The 19,227-nt window shown below is 49.0% G+C and carries 18 protein-coding genes; 2 read left to right on the top strand and 16 right to left on the bottom strand.

What is annotated here, in order from left to right; genetic code table 11:
- Positions 1–5: 5 nt before the first annotated feature.
- The 9 genes from sigJ to AC0YN0_RS10015 all read right to left on the bottom strand — a co-directional run bounded on the left by sigJ (position 6) and on the right by AC0YN0_RS10015 (position 11,817).
- Positions 6–878 (bottom strand): RNA polymerase sigma factor SigJ, encoded by an 873-nt coding sequence (gene sigJ / locus AC0YN0_RS10055; protein WP_475821158.1) that lies wholly within the window; start codon positions 876–878, stop codon positions 6–8.
- A gap of 32 nt (positions 879–910) precedes the next feature.
- On the bottom strand, positions 911–2,095 hold the full coding sequence (locus tag AC0YN0_RS10050; protein ID WP_475821157.1) for an NAD(P)/FAD-dependent oxidoreductase: 1,185 nt from the start codon (positions 2,093–2,095) through the stop codon (positions 911–913).
- Positions 2,096–2,226: 131 nt separating this feature from the next.
- On the bottom strand, positions 2,227–2,904 hold the full coding sequence (locus AC0YN0_RS10045; protein WP_475821156.1) for a phosphatase PAP2 family protein: 678 nt from the start codon (positions 2,902–2,904) through the stop codon (positions 2,227–2,229).
- Positions 2,905–3,047: 143 nt separating this feature from the next.
- Positions 3,048–4,586 (bottom strand): gluconokinase, encoded by a 1,539-nt coding sequence (gntK, locus tag AC0YN0_RS10040; RefSeq protein ID WP_475821155.1) that lies wholly within the window; start codon positions 4,584–4,586, stop codon positions 3,048–3,050.
- Positions 4,587–4,626: 40 nt separating this feature from the next.
- Positions 4,627–5,988 (bottom strand): GntP family permease, encoded by a 1,362-nt coding sequence (locus AC0YN0_RS10035; RefSeq protein WP_475821154.1) that lies wholly within the window; start codon positions 5,986–5,988, stop codon positions 4,627–4,629.
- Positions 5,989–6,026: 38 nt separating this feature from the next.
- Complete coding sequence (locus AC0YN0_RS10030; RefSeq protein ID WP_475821153.1) at positions 6,027–7,640, bottom strand: response regulator transcription factor; 1,614 nt, start codon at positions 7,638–7,640, stop codon at positions 6,027–6,029.
- Between the two features lie 14 nt (positions 7,641–7,654).
- The gene (locus tag AC0YN0_RS10025) at positions 7,655–9,391 is read right to left on the bottom strand and encodes a sensor histidine kinase (RefSeq protein WP_475821152.1); all 1,737 of its coding nucleotides are present in this window, start codon (positions 9,389–9,391) and stop codon (positions 7,655–7,657) included.
- Between the two features lie 13 nt (positions 9,392–9,404).
- The gene (locus tag AC0YN0_RS10020) at positions 9,405–10,706 is read right to left on the bottom strand and encodes an ABC transporter substrate-binding protein (protein ID WP_475821151.1); all 1,302 of its coding nucleotides are present in this window, start codon (positions 10,704–10,706) and stop codon (positions 9,405–9,407) included.
- A gap of 184 nt (positions 10,707–10,890) precedes the next feature.
- Positions 10,891–11,817: a ketopantoate reductase family protein gene (locus AC0YN0_RS10015; RefSeq protein WP_475821150.1), complete on the bottom strand. Its 927-nt coding sequence runs from the start codon at positions 11,815–11,817 to the stop codon at positions 10,891–10,893.
- 169 nt (positions 11,818–11,986) lie between these two features.
- On the opposite strand from AC0YN0_RS10015, the gene AC0YN0_RS10010 reads away from it, so the two are divergent.
- Positions 11,987–12,550, top strand: a complete 564-nt coding sequence (locus AC0YN0_RS10010) for a TetR/AcrR family transcriptional regulator (RefSeq protein ID WP_475821149.1) — start codon at positions 11,987–11,989, stop codon at positions 12,548–12,550.
- 7 nt (positions 12,551–12,557) lie between these two features.
- On the opposite strand, the gene AC0YN0_RS10005 is transcribed toward AC0YN0_RS10010, so the two are convergent.
- On the bottom strand, positions 12,558–13,007 hold the full coding sequence (locus AC0YN0_RS10005) for a YdeI/OmpD-associated family protein (protein WP_475821148.1): 450 nt from the start codon (positions 13,005–13,007) through the stop codon (positions 12,558–12,560).
- 20 nt (positions 13,008–13,027) lie between these two features.
- On the bottom strand, positions 13,028–13,597 hold the full coding sequence (locus AC0YN0_RS10000) for a TetR/AcrR family transcriptional regulator (RefSeq protein WP_475821147.1): 570 nt from the start codon (positions 13,595–13,597) through the stop codon (positions 13,028–13,030).
- 129 nt (positions 13,598–13,726) lie between these two features.
- On the opposite strand from AC0YN0_RS10000, the gene AC0YN0_RS09995 reads away from it, so the two are divergent.
- A complete protein-coding gene (locus AC0YN0_RS09995) occupies positions 13,727–14,551 on the top strand; it encodes an SDR family oxidoreductase (protein WP_475821146.1) in 825 nt (274 codons plus the stop codon).
- Between the two features lie 61 nt (positions 14,552–14,612).
- Here AC0YN0_RS09995 and AC0YN0_RS09990 read toward each other — a convergent pair whose 3' ends face one another.
- The 5 genes from AC0YN0_RS09990 to AC0YN0_RS09970 form a co-directional block, all read right to left on the bottom strand.
- Positions 14,613–15,257 carry an IucA/IucC family C-terminal-domain containing protein gene (locus AC0YN0_RS09990; protein ID WP_475821145.1) on the bottom strand — a complete coding sequence of 215 codons (645 nt, stop codon included), beginning with the start codon at positions 15,255–15,257 and terminating at the stop codon, positions 14,613–14,615.
- Between the two features lie 139 nt (positions 15,258–15,396).
- A complete protein-coding gene (locus AC0YN0_RS09985) occupies positions 15,397–17,400 on the bottom strand; it encodes an ABC transporter substrate-binding protein (protein WP_475821144.1) in 2,004 nt (667 codons plus the stop codon).
- Between the two features lie 229 nt (positions 17,401–17,629).
- Positions 17,630–18,052, bottom strand: a complete 423-nt coding sequence (locus AC0YN0_RS09980; protein WP_475821143.1) for an SRPBCC family protein — start codon at positions 18,050–18,052, stop codon at positions 17,630–17,632.
- 66 nt (positions 18,053–18,118) lie between these two features.
- On the bottom strand, positions 18,119–18,769 hold the full coding sequence (locus AC0YN0_RS09975; protein WP_475821884.1) for a formylglycine-generating enzyme family protein: 651 nt from the start codon (positions 18,767–18,769) through the stop codon (positions 18,119–18,121).
- A 58-nt stretch (positions 18,770–18,827) separates the two neighbouring features.
- A complete protein-coding gene (locus tag AC0YN0_RS09970) occupies positions 18,828–19,196 on the bottom strand; it encodes a DUF4180 domain-containing protein (RefSeq protein WP_475821142.1) in 369 nt (122 codons plus the stop codon).
- Between the last annotated feature and the right edge of the window lie 31 nt (positions 19,197–19,227).

Genomic DNA, 19,227 nt, shown 5'->3' with positions numbered 1-19,227 from the left:
TTGGTTCAAATGCTCTGGAACAGCTTCAGCTTATCCGGATTTCTGATCAAGTAAATGTTACGAAGAAGATGGCCTTCGATTTGAAATAAAGTAACGGCCTCTATGCCCTGCTCGGAGTAAATCGTGATGCCGATCTGACCGTTAATTTCACTTACTCGGAATGACGAGGAAACACCGTCGCTGGCACTTTTGCGCATGATACCGAGCAAGAAACGGGAAACAAACGACCTGCTCACGATCGGATGAACCGCGGAGACAACATTTCCGCCTCCATCGGAAATCAACACGACATCTTGGGCTAGCATCGCCATCACTTCGTCGACCCGGTCTTGTTCAAGCATGTTCAAAAACTGGCGGACCCATGCTGCATTTTCATCCGTGAAGGGTAAGGCGGCCGCGTTGCCAGCCTCTCTCATTTTCGCTTTCGCGCGGCTGAACAGCTTGCGGGTATTGGCCTCGTTCTTGTCGATAATGGCTGCAATACCCGCGTATTCAAAACCAAGCGCTTCGCGAAGGACAAACACCGCCCGCTCCGCGGGCGACAACCTTTCCAGCATAACCAGCATGGCATAGGATAATAATTCGGAGCGAGCGATCATTTCGAAATTTTCGTCGTCAGAGGTAGGAACGGGCTCGGGCAGCCATTCGCCAAAATATTGCTCCTTGCGTTTGCGCGCCGATTTGTGCAAATCCCGGCAACGATTCGTCACCATCTTGCACAAATACGCTTGCGGCGCTTCCGCCAAACCTAGCGGGTTTCCGTCATATGCCTTCAGGAAGACATCCTGAACGATGTCCTCCGCATCGGAGAATGAGCCGGTCAACTGGTAAGCTAGAGAAAGCAGCAAACCTTTATATTTTATATACATTTGCTCCATTCCTACGCCTCCATCACTATGTGTATATCCTATTATTTGATTGTGCTGGCCAAGTTCCAAGTAAAAAGTTTAATCCGATAACCCATTTTGCCGGTAATTATGAAATCAATTCCCCATTTGCGCACCCATGTGAGACCTTTATCAGGACCCAAGCCAATACTGAAGCTGTCCATATAGCTGGTATGCACAGGTGCCGGTTTACCTGCTAGATCAGCTGCAATGACTTTCGCCAATCTGCTCGCTTGAGGGATGGCTTCCTTACAAGTCATCCCGTCGGAACGGCCGTTTAGCGGATCGATGACTTTGGCGCAATCGCCGATACTGTATACGCCGGGAGCAGCTTGTACCCGGTAGCTGGCATCAACCTTCACATAGCCGTCCGAAGTAACCGGCAGGCCGAATTGTTCAAGCGCAGGACTTGGCATTAGCCCCAATGTCCACACACATAAGCCTGCGGGCAGCTTCTTCCCGTCGGATAAATAAACGATACCCGCATTTTCCTGAAGCACTCGGTTTGCATGGACAACCTTTACGCCGCAATCTCTTAAAAAATGCTCCAATTTCCGGGACACCCCGTCCGGTCCGTCAGTAAAGAGACGCTCATGCGCATTATACAAGCGAATATCAACTTCATTCGTCTCGATGTCGAGCTTCCGGGCTTCCTCCCGGACATAATAGGCCAGCTCCGCCGCCGTCTCAATGCCGCTTATGCCCGCTCCCGCTACCGCAATCGTCAACAAACGTTTCCGCTCCTGCGGATTCCGTTCGATGGCAGCCTTGCGTAGATTGGCAAGCCATATTTCCCGTATCTGAAGGGCATCATCCAGGTTTCCTAGCGGTTGCCCCCCTGTACTTGGCTCAGGCCGCCGAACGATGCTGCCAGCCGCTACAACAAGAATATCATAATCCAAGCTTTGCAAGGCGCCTGAAGCGTCTGTCAGTTGTATTTTTTTCGCTGACGTTATAATGTCCGTGACAGTTCCCTGAATGAGCGATATGCCCTCAGGAAACAGCTGCGTGAGCGGCACTCGAATATCTTCGTCCGTTACCGCAGGCTTAAACAACTTCACCTTGCGAAAATGATATTTATTTTTATCGATAAGAACGAAATTGACGGATTGGCTGTTCTCTTGCCGCTGCAAGGTTTTACGAATTTCATTCATGGCATGTATGCCTGCGTATCCAGCCCCAATAACGACGCATGTTAATGTTTTCATTACGATCACTCCTATTGACTCGATTTCTTGTATAACGATATGGAGTCGTTTTTTGTGACATAACACAAGCGTCAACGGCTGTCGCAAATAAAAAAAGCCGCCTCAGCAAGGCAGCTTGAAAATGCGCTTAATTACGCAGGGCTTTTCCTGAAGGCGCGTGACTTGTTGGATCGCCATCTTGGCTCTAGATAGTGCTCGTACCAGCCAATAGCTGCAAAGAGCCATCCAGAGCTCATTAAATAACCGCCGATCACATCGCTTGGGTAATGTACGCCAAGATAAATCCGGCTAATGCCGATCATAAGGATCATTCCGATTCCGATCGCGAGTGTCGTAACACGAAGCCAAGCATGACGAATATGCTTCCAAAGAAAATAAATGGTAAGCCCATATAGCGTGAAGGCTGACATGGAATGACCGCTCGGAAAGCTGGAGCCGGCAGCGTCAATTATTCGGTTAATATCCGGCCGCGCCCGTTGAACCAGCAGCTTAAGCACGACGTTAAGCAAGCTGGAGCCGACAATAGTGCCGACAAAAAAGAACAATTCTCTGCGGTATCCGATAACGAGCAGAGTCATGACAATAACAACGATAATCGACACGACGTATAAACCGGATCCTGCCGTTGTGACCCCCTTCATGATAGCCGTACGCGAATCGGAATGAAAGCTTTGAATAAAATTCGCAACATGATCGTCGAAGACCTCTATTTGCTGCTGTCCAACTAGTGAAGCTAGTCCGATGAATAAGCTTAGAAATACAATTGCGTACACGAGCGATCGAAACAAAACGTTATTCAAAAGGCTCAAGCCTATTACCTCCCCAAAATGAACCATACCATACCGATAATAGCAAAAAAGAGTCCCCCCCAATCAGGAAGACTCTTTAATCATATACCTTTTGCAACACGATTTCATGTTCTCGACTTCAACATAGTCTCCGTGACCACACTTTACATCCACTTTTTCTGATAAGTTGCGATTTCCTGGTACTCATCGGTCAGAAGTCTGGACATCCGCACGAAGATGCGGCTCAGCTCTTTGTATTTCACCACATTCTCTTGATTCGGCAGATGCTTATGCGACGAACCCATCATCGTCGATACGACATGCAGCGAATCGACCTCGCCGATGCTGTACATCCCTAGAATGGCGGCCCCTAGGCAGGAGCTTTCGAAGCTCTCAGGCACTTGCACCTCTTGGTCGAATATATCGGCCATCATCTGACGCCATAGCTCCGACCGCGCGAAACCGCCTGTCGCCTGTATTTTCTTCGGTTGGCCGATCAACTCTTCGAGCGCCATAAATACGGTAAATAAGTTGAAAATAACGCCTTCCAGCACAGCGCGAATCATATGCTGCTTCTTATGGTGAAGGCCAAGTCCGAAGAACGAGCCTCTTGCATTCGCATCCCATAGCGGCGCCCTCTCTCCTGCCAGATAAGGATGGAACAGCAAACCGTCGGCCCCTGCCGGAACGCGGGCGGCGATTTCGGTGAGCACCTCGTAAGGGTCCTTGCCAAGCCGAAGCGCCGTCTCGACCTCCGCAGAGCATAACTGGTCGCGAAGCCACCGGAATATCATCCCGCCGTTATTGACCGGTCCGCCGATTACCCACATATCCTCGGTTAGCGCATAACAGAAAATTCTTCCCTTCGGATCGGTGATCGGGCGATCGGTGACGGTACGGATCGCTCCGCTCGTCCCGATCGTCACGGCAACCGTTCCCGGATCGATCGCATTCACGCCGAGGTTGGACAACACGCCGTCACTTGCGCCTACGACAAAAGGCGTCGAAGCCGGCAAGCCCAGCTCGGCCGCCCATTCGGAAGCAAGGCCGGTCAAGCTATAGGTCGTCGGCACCGGCTCAGACAATCGCTCGGCGGTAACGCCCGCTACCTCCAGCGCTTCCCCATCCCAAGCCAGCTTCGTCAAATTAAACATGCCCGTTGCTGACGCGATGGAATAGTCGATCACATATTGGCTGAACAGCTTAAAGAACACATATTCTTTGATGGAAATAAACTTATGCGTACGTGCGAACAATTCCGGCTCCGCATGTCTAAGCCAAGTGAGCTTGGATAGCGGGGCCATCGGATGCAGCGGAGTTCCCGTGCGCAAATAAATTTGATGACCGTTCATTTCGTTCTTAATTCGTTCCGTCCAGAAGGCACTGCGGTTATCCGCCCAGGTGATGCATTTGGTGAGCGGGTTGCCGTCAACGTCAACCGCAATGACGCTATGCATGGCTGAGCTGAACGACACGCACAATACGCTTGTTGGATGAACGCCGCTATCTAGCACGACTTGCTTGACCGTGCCGATAACCGCGCGAAAGATCTCGTCCGGATTCTGTTCCGCAACATCCGGCTTAGGCGAGTATAAAGGATACTCTATGGTATGGCTTGCTTGAAGCACGCCTTTCGTATCGAACAGAACGGACTTAGTGCTAGTTGTTCCAATATCAACGCCAATTACATAAGAGGAAGCCATCTTACCTCCACTCCTTTCTTCCACTATCCTCGAATCGCGGTTAGACAACCGTGTTCAAGACGAGGATCAAAGCAAGCGCTACGACCGAAATGATCGTCTCGAGCGCCGTCCACGTTAGAAGCGTCTCTTTCACGCTCATGCCAAAATATTCTTTGATCAGCCAGAAGCCCGAGTCATTCACATGCGAGAGGATGAGCGAGCCGGCGCCCGTCGCAAGCACGAGCAGCTCGACATTCGTTCCCGGCATCGCCATTGCGATTGGAGCAACGATTCCGGCTGCCGTCATCATCGATACGGTTGCAGAGCCGGTCGCGACGCGAATCATTGCCGCAATCCCCCAGCCCAGCAGAATTGGCGAAACATTCGACTCGGTCGCAAGCTCTGCGATATAGTCGCCAATGCCCGAGTCCAGCAACACGCGGTTGAACGCGCCGCCTGCGCCGATTACGAGAAGAATGGTTGCCGTAGGCGCCAAGCAGTCATTCGTAAATTTCAGTACCGTTTCGCGGCTTAAGCCTCTGAAGAAGCCAAGGCTGAAGAACGAGTATACCGTTGCGATCAATAAGGCCACGACAGGATCGCCGACAAACTTGGCCGCTTGGTAGAGGAAGTCCCCGCTCGCAAGCGTCCCGTTCTCTAGGAACAGATCAGCGACGGTGGCAATGAGCATTAGAAATACAGGCACTAATATTGTAAACAACGTATTAAAGAAACCGGGAAGCTGCTTTGTTTCCGCATTTTCCGTAAGCTGATCGCCCATTTCCTTCGGAACTTCCTTATGGATTCGCTTGCCGATCCAGTTCCCGTACAGCGGACCTGCAACGATGGCGGTCGGCAAACCGACGATGATGGAGTACAGAATCGTCTTGCCGATATCGGCGTTAAAGATTCCAACGGCAGCCATTGCCGCCGGATGCGGAGGCACCAGGCCGTGAACGACGGACAAGCCGGCAACGAGCGGAACGCCGATCTTCACTAGCGAAAGGCCTGTTTGTCTTGCAATCGTGAATACGAGCGGAATGAGAAGGACAAATCCGACTTGGAAAAACACCGGAATGCCAACGATAAAAGCGACGCACATCATCGCCCAATGGACGTTGCGCTCACCGAACAATTTGATAAGGGTACGGGCGATGCGCTCCGCGCCGCCGGACTCCGCCATCATTTTGCCAAGCATAGTGCCAAGCGCCAAGACGATAGCGAGGAATCCGAGCGTATTGCCCATGCCCGTCTTAATAGAATCGATGATTCCCGGCGAATCTTCCGTTGTCAGAAGCGGCATTCCTGCAGCCAGCCCTGCACCGATCGCGGTGATAATCAGAGCGACGAAAGGATTGAGCTTCACAACGGTAATCAACAATAGCAGCACGACGATCGCCGCAAGAACGATAAATAACAACATGATGTGTGTTCCCTCCGTTTGTTTATGTGATTTAACGATCAACGATCTCGATAATCTTGAGGCGTCATTCCGTACATCTTCTTAAACGCGTAGATGAAGGAGTGCGGCCTCTGATAACCAAGCAGAGCAGCAATCTCATAGATCTTCTCGTTGCTCTGCTTCAGCATATATTCGGCTTTTTTCATTTTGACGCGCTGCACATAATCACTCATATTTTCCCCGGTTTCCAGCTTATATACTTTCGAGACATAGACCGGATGGAGAAATACGTTCTCGGCAATCTTTTGCAGCGATATATCGCGCGTCACGTTCTCTTCAACAAAGGTTTGAATATCCCGTATGAGCGTAGATCTGGAATCTTTCGTTTCTCGTTCCATGTCGTCCCTAATATGCTGCAGCGTACGGAACGACCATTCCCGCAAGTGATTCAAAGACCGGAAAGGTATGCCTTCCGACATGCGATCGAAGTGGCTGCCAATTAAGTCGGCTAAGTGCCTTCCGTTCTTGTGGGTTATATACGTGTAGGCTGATGCAATCGTGAAATAGATCTCGAGCAGATGCTCCTGTGAAGGATCATCGCCTTGCTCCATCGATTCAAAAATATGGCGAAGCTTCTCCTCGATGACCTCCCAACGCGCTGCCTCAAGCAAATGAATCAAGGTTGGCGGGTCGTAAAGACTTTGCAAGGAATAGATGGGCGGTTCCGATTTAGGCTCGTCTTCAAGACGCATGAAGAGCTCCCGCTCGTTCCCGATCCGCTTCCGGAAAGAAGAAATCGCACGGTTGTAGTACGCTGCAACATCGCTCGGAAACTTCCCTTTGTTACTCACCAAAATGGATATTTTGCTTTTCAGATACGTACATACGGCAGTTTGCAGCAAAGCTGCAGTCCGTTCGAACCAGACTGAATCATCTTGGTCAGGTTCATCCTGCTTAGCCGTCATTACAAACACTAAATAATCATGAGCGTCCTTCGTATGCCATATGGCATACCTTGTACCGAACAATTCCTCGACCATGTTGCTTACGGCATATTCTTTCCATGCCAAATCTTCAAGCTCGTATTGCAGGAAAGACTCGTCCAACCGAATAACCATTAACGAAACGGTTGACCAAGCGTGGCTTCCCATCTCAAGCCTGGCCATCTTCTCTTGAAGCAGCTCTGCGCTCCACTTCTTGCCCTGAAGCAGCTCTTGAAGGAGATTCGCCCGAAGAAGCGGCATATTTTCTTTGAGCGTATAGCTCATTCGCTGGCTGGAAAGCACTTCTTCCCAATCCTGCTCAAGCTTGATTAATACCCGCTTCACCGTTGCCAGCAGCTCGACCTCTTTGACCGGCTTCAGCAAGTAATCCTCGGTCTGATACAGAATAGCCTGCTTGGCAAAGTCGAAATCGGAGTAGCCGGACAAGAGGATGCATTTGGTTTTCGGCCATAGACGGCGGATTTCGGCGATCAACTGAAGCCCCGACATGCCCGGCATCTTAATATCGGTGATGACGATATCGATGGAGAACTGTCTTAACAACTCAAGTGCCTCTAGACTGGAATAAGCGCGATATACCTGCTCTATGTTGATTGACTTCCAATCGATAGTCGTCGCAAAACGATCCACTACATGAGCTTCATCGTCCACAAACAATAGCTGTGCCATCGCATCCCGTCCTTCTATTCCGAATCAACGCCGCCGCCATTGCGAGTCCAGGTTGCGGTAACGATTAGACCGCCGTCAGGCGCGTTGCGGAAGCTTAGACCGGAACCTTCGCCGTATTGATAACACAGACGCTGGTGCACATTCCGTATTCCGCTTCCCAACTCATCCGTACTAGAGTCTTTTTGCACTAACCGTTCTCGCAATTGATCCAACTCAGCATCCTTCATCCCGACACCGTTATCCGTTACGTGAATCCGATTATATTGATCATCCTGCTCACCCGTGATGACGATCATGCCTCCGCCTATACGCGGCTCGATGCCGTGAACGATGGCATTCTCGACAAGCGGCTGAAGGATAAGACGAGATATTGGCTCGCTTAACATGATGTCAGATACGTTAATGACGTAAGCCAGACGTCCCATTCGCAGATGATGGATAGCCAGATAATGCCTCACTAAATTCAACTCATCTGCAACCGTGACCTGTTGATTCTCGACCTTCGTCGTGTACCGATAAAATTCCGCCAAATTTTCCGTCATGGAGATGACCGCTTCCCGATCGTCCATCATCGCTGAATTGATAATGAAAAACAGCGAATTATATAAGAAATGAGGATTAATTTGAGACTGCAGCTGCTTTAATGTCGCATCCCGCGAACGCAGCTTCTCGGTATACACATCTTCGATTAAACGCTGAATCTGCTCAGCCATCTCATTGTAATGACGGATCAGATCATCGAACTCACTCTTGGCTTTGTAGTTAATCCGCCATGAGAGATCGCCATCCTTCATTCGCTGGACGCCGCGGATCATTTTGTGCAGCGGAATCTGAACGTTGCGATACAACAGGAAGGCAGCCACAATGCTCATCATAAGCAGTAACGCAATGGAACAATAAAACCAATTACGCGCGGTCATGATTGGCGATACGATGCGCTCAACAGGAACGTAATCGACGAGATACCATCCAAGCTGACGAGATTTCACATAGCTGACCAGGTACTTTTCGCGTTCGATGCTAATCGTCTGTTGCCCCGAACTACCGGAAGCATCGTTCAGTACAGTGCGGATAATGGATTCAGCCGTTGCTGAAGAAAGCGTGCTGTTCGGGATCGTCTCCTCCTCATTCGGATGATAGAAAAAAGGATCGCTTCTATTTTCTTTTTTGTGGATATCAAGCATATCGCTCATATTTTGCACGGGAAAACGCACTTGAAACATCGCCGTTAAATCGTTGTATGTGTTCGCGTTAGCTGGTTCGGTTATTTCACGAATGAAAGTTCCAACCGGATATCCCCGCGATCTGTCCTGGTCATACGTCCATGTTGTACGTATGGGTCGCTCTTCCGGCCTTGTTGCCGCTCCATTCACGTAAATATTAGAAGAAAGAATCTTCTTCGCAACTGGAAGCTCGATGGTAAGATCATTCGACCAGGCGCTGGACACACTCTGCAGACTTAGCTTCTCGGTCACGCGAGCTTGCGCTTTCAACGATTCGCCTGTTCCGCTAATAAATTCACGGATGTAAGGATCGTAGCTAATGATCACAGGGAATACCGACAAGTTCTCGATGATTGAATCCATTTGATTCATCAGGAAAGTAAGCTGATTCAAATTGGATGATCGGACCTGCTTCTCTACCACGCTGCTTGCTATGCGATTGGAATAGCTGTACAGAAGCAAGATCGGGATGAGCAATAGAACAGTCGTAACGACAATTTTGCTGAAAATAGATAATCTGTTCCGCACTCGTTACACCTTCTCACTCCGCTTCTTTATCGAGAATCGCCTGCAATGCAGCGTTCGCCTGATCCGCCGTCTTTTGTATATCCGTCTCCCCAGTTATAATCTTTTGCACGATTTCACCAACCGTCTCACGGGCTTCCGTCACGTTGATCGTTGTCGGACGGTCATGATCGACTCCGCCATTTACCGATTTCTTGAATACCTTTACGAGCTCGGCAGGAAATCCCGCCGTTCCTTCTTCCCGATTCCATATGGAGGATCTCGGCCCGGGTATCCCTTTCTGTTGAATCAGCATCGTAATCTCCTTGCTGGTCGCCCATTCGATAAAGGTCCATGCCGCTTCTTTATGAGCCGACTTCGGGTTAATCGCCAGCCCCCACGAGGTGATGTTGTAAGGTCTTGACCCCTTCGCCCCCGCCGGAAAGGTCGCGAAGCCCACATTGCCTGCAACATCAGGATAGTCTGGATCCATCGTCATCTTGTAGATCGAATTGGCATCCGTATACAGCGCCGCCTTGCCCTCCGCGAAAAAAGCGCTCGCTTGCGGCCATGACATATTAATTACGTCTGATGGACCGTAATCCCGGAGCAGCGTGCCGTACATCGTGAATGCCTTGATTGCCGCAGGCGTATTGATCGTTGCTTTATTGCCCATAGTAAAGTCTCCTCCCTCCGAATATAGGTAGGAAGATACTTGAGTGACGAGCGGGCTGCGCCCGCCGCGGGCAACAAATCCGTACACTCCGTTATCCGGATCATGCAATCGGGACGCGGCATCTGCTAATTGCTCGATCGTCTGCGGAACTGGTATACCGGCTTTTTGTAACAGGTCTTTGCGATAATACAATATAGCTTGCTCGATAATAATCGGAATTCCCGTAAGCCTTCCATCCACGATCGATGAACCAATTGATTGAGCTGTAAAATCCTCATAATCGTAATCCGTTGTCTGCTTAACAAAGTCATCAAGCGGCTCTAACCAGCCATTTCGAAAAAACAGCTTGCCCTCCTGAAGAGGCCGATACATGAATACATCAGGCGTCTCGGAGCGCGACGTGAATTGAACGGTCAGCTTCTGAGTCAGTTGATCCTCGAAAAAACTTTGCACGCTAACGCTCATTCCCGTCTCGGCTTCGAACTGCGGCAGAAGCGGCCTAATGGCATCGACCCATGGGTGAGAACCCGTCACTAATGTGATCGATTGTCCGGCTAAAGGCTTGTCCGCCGTGCCCACATCTCCAGCGGAGCGATTATCGCTGTTCCCGCAACCGGTTGCCGCTATAGCTGCAAGTATAATTGCCGCCCCGGATCGCTTCATGCGATTACCTCCCGAAATGATATCGCTACAGCAATCTTAACGATACTTGATCCTGATCCTGTACGAAATAACGAATACTTAATATCGATAACTAAAACTAAACATAAGCCCTACCTATTATTAACAAAAAAATCAGCGGATATTTAACATATCCGCTGATCCTATTTATTTCTGTATGCGCGCCTTATGGATGAGGAAAAAACTGGTTAGCCAACTTATCCATGGAAGGTGTCGAACTATTCGTTGCCCGCTTCCATTGGGCGAATTCGCTGCTTAACGCTTCCATCTCGGAGATAGTTCCGTCAATTAATTTATAAATGGGGATTATGCTGTACAGCTTCAAGAAATAATAAACCAACCGCTTCCGCTCTCGGATAAACTTAACTTGCCCAGCCGGCGTAATCGTGATGTCCATAGCTTCCAGTACGCGAAAGCCCTCATCCATAGCTTCGATCAATTCGAGCAGCAGCCTCTTGTCGCCGTCCAGCTTCTTCATTCCGCCCTCTGGGGAGAAGCTGACCGTATTCAACACAAGAATAGCAATAATATGGCTTTTCAGCCAAGCATCTATATCATCATGATAGTCCAGCTTGTAGCTAGCCTTCTTGAATGCGTTATCCAGTAAAGGTTGGAACGGAATCGGGCCGTCCAGCCCTCCTAAAACCATTTGTCCGCCTCCGCGTACAGCCAGTATGCGTCCGTCCTCGTATCTGCGCCCTCCGCTTAGTTGGAAGCCGAACGCAACGCGCTTCTTCGTCCGACTGTTTTCCTCAAGATAAGATTGCATCTGCCTAGCATCCGCATTGTTGCCTACGATAACGATATGACTGCTTTGATTGGCTGCTAGAATCGGAAGGACAGACGGAAAGTCGCTATATTTCATCACGACGAAAATAAGATCGTATTGTTCGTCGGCTTCGAGCGTTCGGATGACGCGCACTCGGTCCACGGTCGTTCGAAGTTGAAAATAATGACGAACAACGACTCCGTTCCTCTCCAGCTCCTCGGCCCGCTTCCCTCTGGCAAGAACAGTTACGTCATTGCCCCCGCGCTTCAAAGCATGCGCAAGATAACTGCCCAATACGCCAGCACCGTACACTAAAATGTTCATTCGGCATCCCTCTATCTCGTATTTTATAGATAAACGTTGATTTATCAACAAACGTTCAATAAAATAAGCTTAGCAAACGCGTAGTTACGCTTCAATGCTTAATAAATCCGTTATTGTTGAATAATCAACGAATGATCCCAAATTGTCTAATAGAGCTGGAGGAAAACAGATGGACAGACGAGTACTCAAGACGCGTAAAGCTATAATCGACGCTTTCGTCGAACTGCTGGGAGTGCGGGATTTGGATCAAATAACGATCAATGACATTGCCGACCGCGCCAATGTCAACCGGGGCACGGTTTACTTGCATTACGCAGACAAATACGATCTGCTTGATCAATGTATCGAAACATACTTGCAGCAATTGTACGAAAGCTGTATGCCTAACAGCGACACGCTCCCGTTGAACGCCAAGGCGTCGCTTCTTCTTACATTTCAATATTTGGAGCAGAACGCCTACATCTATAAAACATTAGTGACCCGAAAAGGAATTCCGGCATTCAGAGAACGGCTGATGACCATCATGGCACGAGGATTCGAGGAGCAAATAGACGTTTACGGCATGAAGCGAGGGATGAATAGAGATATTACTGTTCAATTTCTAACTTCGGCTGCTGTCGGTCTCGTGGAATGGTGGATTATTCAATCGATGCCCTATCCTGCGGAGGAGATGGTCGAGCAGCTATTTGCACTGCTTAGTCTTCATCTCCCGCTCCCGCCAGAAATACGCTAGCTAACCTCTACAGAAGCCGACCTTCATTCAAAGCCGCGATCGATTTCTCCAATCTGCGCGCACGTGTCTCAGGCGTCTTGGCTCCCTCGATATTTAATAGAAACCGACGTTTGTTGCTGTAGGACAGCGTTTCGAAAAAAGCTCTTGCATTCGGATTACGATCAAGCTCCTCCGAAAAATCGGCTGGCAGCGTCACCTCTCGAGGCTCGGTGTCCAGCTCGATCTCGACATCTACCGTATCGCCAGCTTGAACGGCTGCGCCCGTACGATGCTCTGCGCTAAGCGGAAGCATGTATTTGCCGCCCATAGATGCAACGGTGCTTCGGTAACTATAATCCCCGATCGTCACTTTAACTGCCGGCTTCTTCCCTGCGCTCAGGCCTTCAACAACGTGTTCGGGAACTTCGATTCCCGTTGCTGACTTTTTGGCTAACAAAACAACTGCTTGAAATTTCATTCTATCTCCTCCAATTTGGCTCATTGCCTCTTGCCTGTATTCCCTTGGGATAGCGAGAACGTAGCTAGTTCGCTCAGCTGGAGCGCATTTTCTAATGATGTGCCCTGCAATCCGTTAAGCAACCAGCGGCCAATAAAGCCGACTGTTCCGCCAGCGGCGAAGGTTGCTTGAGCTTCATTGCCAAAGATGAGGTGAAGCCGTTCCCGCAGCTTCTCATTCAACCAGCTTAAGAAATGAGGATCATGAAAGCGGTTACGATAGAAACTCTCGTAGGAACGTATATGCTCGCATATGACGAACGTAGCCGGAATCGGGATTTGGTCCGTATACGATTCCATGATCCGCATATGTTCCTCGCTGGTTTTTCCTTCGTAAATGTCGAGAAGCTTGCTCGTGATTTCTTCAGTCACCTGTTGAAGCAAATCGAATTTATCTTGAAAATGCGAGTAGAACGTAGACCTGCTAATACCGGCTTTATGAACGATGGCATGGACCGAAATTTTCTCGAACGGAAGTACGGCCAATAGTAAGGTAAAGGCCTCTATAATGAGCCAACGTGCGGATATCACGTTTCTGTCAGCTGCGCTCATCAGATACGCCTCCTTATATAAATGGACATTTGCTATGCGATTGTAAGTTGAAGAACAAATTCGATCTAGCCTATGCTAGAAATAAGTTCTACTTCATGATACCAGCAAACCTAATAGGAGGCAAAAACAATGAGCAAAGTATATGTAATTACCGGCGGATCCGGTGGAATAGGGAAGGCGACTGCTCGCCGTCTCGGCAAAGCAGGAACATTGCTCCTTGCAGATGTAAGCGAAGAGCGCCTGAATCAAGCCGTCGCAGAGCTCGCTGCAGAAGGCATTACGGATGTCTACATCCAGACTGTCGATATTACGAACGAACAGCAAGTCGAGGAGCTTGCCGCTTCCGCAGCTAAGCTAGGCGAGCTGGGGGCAATTGTTCACACCGCAGGCTTGTCGCCGACGATGTCGAACGGTCGCAGAATTATGGAAGTCAACATGGTTGGGACTGGACTGATTTTGAAATCTTTTTTGCCTTTAGCCGTTCCCGGTTCCGTTGCCGTCTGTATCGCGTCGATGTCGGCGTTTTTCTTCCCGCGCAACGAGGCATACAATGATCTTCTAAAGAACCCGCTTGCTCCCGACTTCTTGGATCGAATCGAACAAGTCACGCAAGGCAAGTCGGATACTTCCTATGGCTTCTCCAAGCTCGGCGTTCAATTGATCGTAGAAGAGCAGGCTTGGGATTGGGGACAAAAGGGCGCTCGCATCGTCTCCGTTTCTCCGGGTTCGATCAATACGCCAATGGGCAGACAAGAAGCGGAAGAAAGTCAAAGCATGAAGATGCTGCTTGACAATACCCCGCTCGGACGCGAGGGTGAAGCAAGTGAAATCGCTGGCGCCATAACATTCCTATGCAGCAGCGACAGCTCCTATATTACCGGCACCGACATCCGCGTTGACGGCGGTACGGTAGCGAAGGTTCAGGGCATATTCGCAGCAAGAAGACAGCAATAATATCTAATCAACTTGTAATCAACCATTCCCCAAAAAAATGCAGTGAAAAGCCGCCTTGCCCCTAAACGGGACAAGGCGACTTCGGACAAGCTCTGCAATATTCAGGAGACATCTCGTAGTAGAAGCAGCATGTCTGCCGCATGTAGGGAACCAGCTCGCCGGCGACTCCTCCTTGCGCTGCTGTAATGAACGTTGTAAGCGGATTGCGGCGTTCTCCGAAGAGGCTAGCCGGCGCAGTCTGAGATATAAACGTAATGTCATCCTTATATCGTTGCCATACTGCCGGATCCCCTTCCTCTTCTAATCCATCCTCGTACAACGGAACAATACGAACAACCGCATTCTCCCATAAGATCGGCATGGGCACTCGGCCAAAAACCGATAATGAACGAAATAGCCGGGTAATGTGATTTCCAAACAGCTCATGTACGACTTGATTCCGCCATTCTTCCCGTTTGCCCGCTTCCGGTTCCGTTACACGGAGCTCCCTAATCCGTAGATTAGGAAATTTGGAGTTGCTGACTTTATATTCATCGTCGTCAGGCGCAGCCAATCGACATTGATCCAGCGTCAGCTGCAAGCCCTTATTGTATACGGTCATCGCATACAAGACAGGCACTATGACAAGATAGGCGTAGCGCTTTGCAAGCATCGACGCTGTTACTCGTCTCGATGGCGAGCCGATCTGAGCGGCTAAACCGTCCAAGTAGATCTCACATTTTTCCCTATCCAACAAATCGCCAGAGTCAATAGATAGGGCTGTGTGAGAAGTTTCATTTTCAAAAGTGAGTTTAAATCTTCCTTTCAAATCTCCCCACTCCGACTTTGACAGCTGCTTCGGTATATTATGGAGTTCCAAGGAACACTTCCGCGACTCTGTCTACAACCATATTAATGGCGATCGGACCATAATAAGCAATCCATACGTTCGAATCAACGTCATACACTTGATTATTTTTCACGGCATCGATACTTTTCCAAACCTCGGACTGCTGGATCTCCTCAACGACTTTCTTGAACATATCGTCCTGAACAAGGAAGTAATGGTCTGCTCCTACTTCAGGCAAAGCTTCAAGCGAGATTTCATAGGCGCTGTCCTGCTGCTCCTGTACCTGCTGCGGAGCGGACAAGCCAAGATCATTGTATAGGATCGCAGCCGCACGATGCCCTGCTGTATGAACGCGAATGCCTTCATCCCGTGGTCTTATTAACGCGACCGTCTGATCTCCGAGCTTAGCCTTCAGCTCCTCTTTCAGCTTCGCTGTTTTCTCCTTATAGGATTCCAGGACCGCATTCGCTTCTTCCGACTTGCCTACGATTTTGCCAATCGTAACCAACGTATCGCGCCAGTCTTCATTGAAGTCGAGCATGATGGTAGGAGCAATCTTAGTCAAGCTGTCATACACTTTATCTTGAAATTCGGTGCAAATGATCAAGTCCGGTTCCATGGCGACGATAGCTTCCAGATTAGGCTCATCCCTCGTTCCAAGCACCTTCACGTCCGTCAGCTTGTTAACCAAGTAAGCAGGGAAATCGGATTTGTCCGCGGCTGCCTTGACGCTGCCCGAAGGCTGCTCTTCTAAAGTTACCAGCTGATCGACGAACTTCGTATCAAGCACTGCAATCTTCACCGGATGCTGCTCGAGGGTTAATTCACCCTTCGCATGCTTAATAACGACCGGATACGCTTGCTGAGCTGCTTGCGGCGCATTCGTGCTTGTTGCAGCCGTATTAGAAGGCGAGGCCGTTGGACTCGCTCCATTGGTATTGTTACCTCCGTTACTCCCTGCCGAGCATGCGCTCAACAATAAAATCAAACTCAACATCAAACTTACCGCCAATACTGATCTCTTGCTCCGATTCATTCCTTTTACTCCCCCGTCGGTATATTGATAATGATTATCACAATCATTATTATAGGAGAGGAGTTGATTCACGCCAATGGAATAACGCGACAACGGTGATGTACTTTTCCGACGGTTTTGACGGAAATGGAGAGGTGAGACGCCGGTATACTTCTTAAACGCCTTGCTAAAATAATAACTATCCCCATAACCTACCGATTCTGCGATAACCTTAAGCGATACATTCGTATTCGATAACATCGCTTGCGCATGATTCATGCGGATTTGAATAAGATATTCCATCGGTCCTAAACCAAGCTTCGATTTGAATAATCGCTGCAGTTTTCTCTCGGTGCAGTGAAGGGCATCCGCCAATTGCGTCAGACTTATCGGATCTATGTAGCGTTCCTCCATAAAACGAATCGTTTGGCTTACGAGGTCCGACTGGCTCATCGCTGCTCCCTCAAGCGCATGAAGCTGCTGCAAAATGTCGTAAACGAATTGATGAAATGATGCCCTTACATGAAATTTCTCCAATTGAGCGCCAAGCAGCCAAGAGGAATGCATACTCTCTATCTTCGATAAGAGACCAAGTGGATGAGCAGGAGCGAAGCCATACTGCATTTGGAACGGATTATGATCTCGATATACGTTCAAAAGTTCCTTTCGGCTTGGCAGTACGAGAACCGCTTTATAGAAAATGAAATAATAATCGATTTGTTCTGCCACTTGAACAATGTCTATCGTCGCGCCTTTGCCGGCATGGCATACATAACAGCGATCTACGTTATGCTCGGTTCCATCAATTAGGATCTTGGCTGCTCCCTTTACTGCCAGCAGGAATGCGCTAGCCGGCAATCGGAAGCCCTTCATACTCTCGCTCAATTGCAAATTAGACCGACGAACATCAAGCACTCTTATAGCTGCATGATTCCATAATGGTAATTGATCCTGCAACGTCATCATGTTCACCATCCATGTCTGTTCATTTACCAACTCTCTCATTATAGTAAGAATCATTCTCATTATCAAAAAATATTTCAATGGTATAATGAACTATCCGATGAATGGGAGTGAAGTGATTCAATATGGGATCCGTCGAATGGATAGCGCTGAGTGCCTGGTCTGAGAGAACGCCAAGGAATACGCAGACAGATTGGTAGGACAGTAAAAAAAGAAGTCCACGACCTTAATCGTGGACTTCTTCTCATTGTTTATCGAACTGTCTTACGTCTCAAGCTCCCATTTCGTTCAGCGCATTTTCCCACAATTGCTTCATTTGATCTCGCGTGCCCGAATGATCCAGGTTTTCTTGATGAAAGCTAATGGTAGTTCGGTCGGGTTTATTGGGGATCAGTCGGATTTGCAATGTCGAAAGCTTCTCCCAGTCTTTCCTTCCCCACTTCAAGCGCAGTTGCTTCTCAGGCTTTACTACTCTGAATTGACCTGTAATGCCCTCCTCGGAAGTAAACGTCTCTCCCTCTTTGAAGGACAAGCCAGATACGGTACCTATCCATAATCGCAGCCCTTCCGGTGAAGTCAAGAAAGACCAAGCTTGTTCAGGCGTAATCGGCAACGTTCTCCGAACGCCAATCTGGAAGCCAACGGATGCCGTCTTGCCAACAGGCTTATCGTTGTCAGCATGTTGATTGCTCATCTTATCACCTCGCATCCATGTTTATATATCCATTAATTTCAGGCTATTAGCGCGCTCTCGCATCATTCACTCTATTAAAGACCTGGCAAGGCGAAATCCGAGATCATCGATGTGGAACGAGGGATGACTGCGACGGCGGCAAGTCGCACCGCAGCCTCTGGCTTCTTCCGCCCAGCTCCCGCCGCGGAAAACTCTGTAAGAGCCGTAAACGTTCACATCATACACATCCCAACACCATTCCCACACATTTCCCAACATATCGTAGAGTCCCCACGCATTCGGCTCTTTCTTTCCAACCTCGTGAACGATCCCCTCGGCATTATCCTGATACCAAGCAATGGGATCAAGCTCGCCGTACCGATACCCGGTCGTGCCTGCTTTGCATGCGTACTGCCATTCCGCTTCGGTTGGAAGACGATAGCCGCTCGCCTTCCAATTGCAATCGACACTCTGGCCATCATCACTTACCGTGTAACATGCCTCTAGACCTGAACGCTCCGACAAGCTGTTGCAAAACAATATCGCATCATTCCATGAGACTTCCACAACCGGGGTTTGGGGATGGTCATTTGGTGCAAGTGGTTTTTGCAATGTCGAGTAAAACAGCTCCTTCGTAACAGGTACCGGTGCCAGCAAGTAAGAATTCACTTCTAACGTCCATTGCTTCTTTATACGATCGTCTCGTAATTCAACTTCACCTGCTGGAATGATCACCATTGGATATTCAGCATGACTGTGCCTTACTTCCGACACGTATATCCCTCCCGTTCAAACTTCATTTCAACAAACTTAACTTTTCAATCCCTTGTTGTTCGGTCGGCAAGAAGAAGAAATCTGTCCCATTATTGCATTCATATATAAAATCGCGAAGGCTTTTACTTGGATATATCGAAAAATCTCCGACAAATGCAACCTTCGCATGGTAGTTGATGAACTTCTGAAGAATTTCGCCGGCCAGACCTGTTTTCAAATCGAAAAAGCTTTCGCTGACCAGGTCTTTACTTATCACAAAACGCTCGCAGTCTGTTTCGTATTTAATGGTAGCCATTAGATCCAATGCGGATTGAACATCCTCTATTACGATCTCGCTGCCGCCTACAACGGCAATATTTGCTCCGTTTGCTTCTACTTTCGTTATACTCATCGTTACCCTCCTAGGTCGTTTCATAGCCGTC

It is taken from the genome of Paenibacillus sp. J22P218, assembly GCF_056269195.1.
Note: the sequence above shows the minus strand (reverse complement) of the source record. Positions and strands in the feature narration are given on the sequence as shown.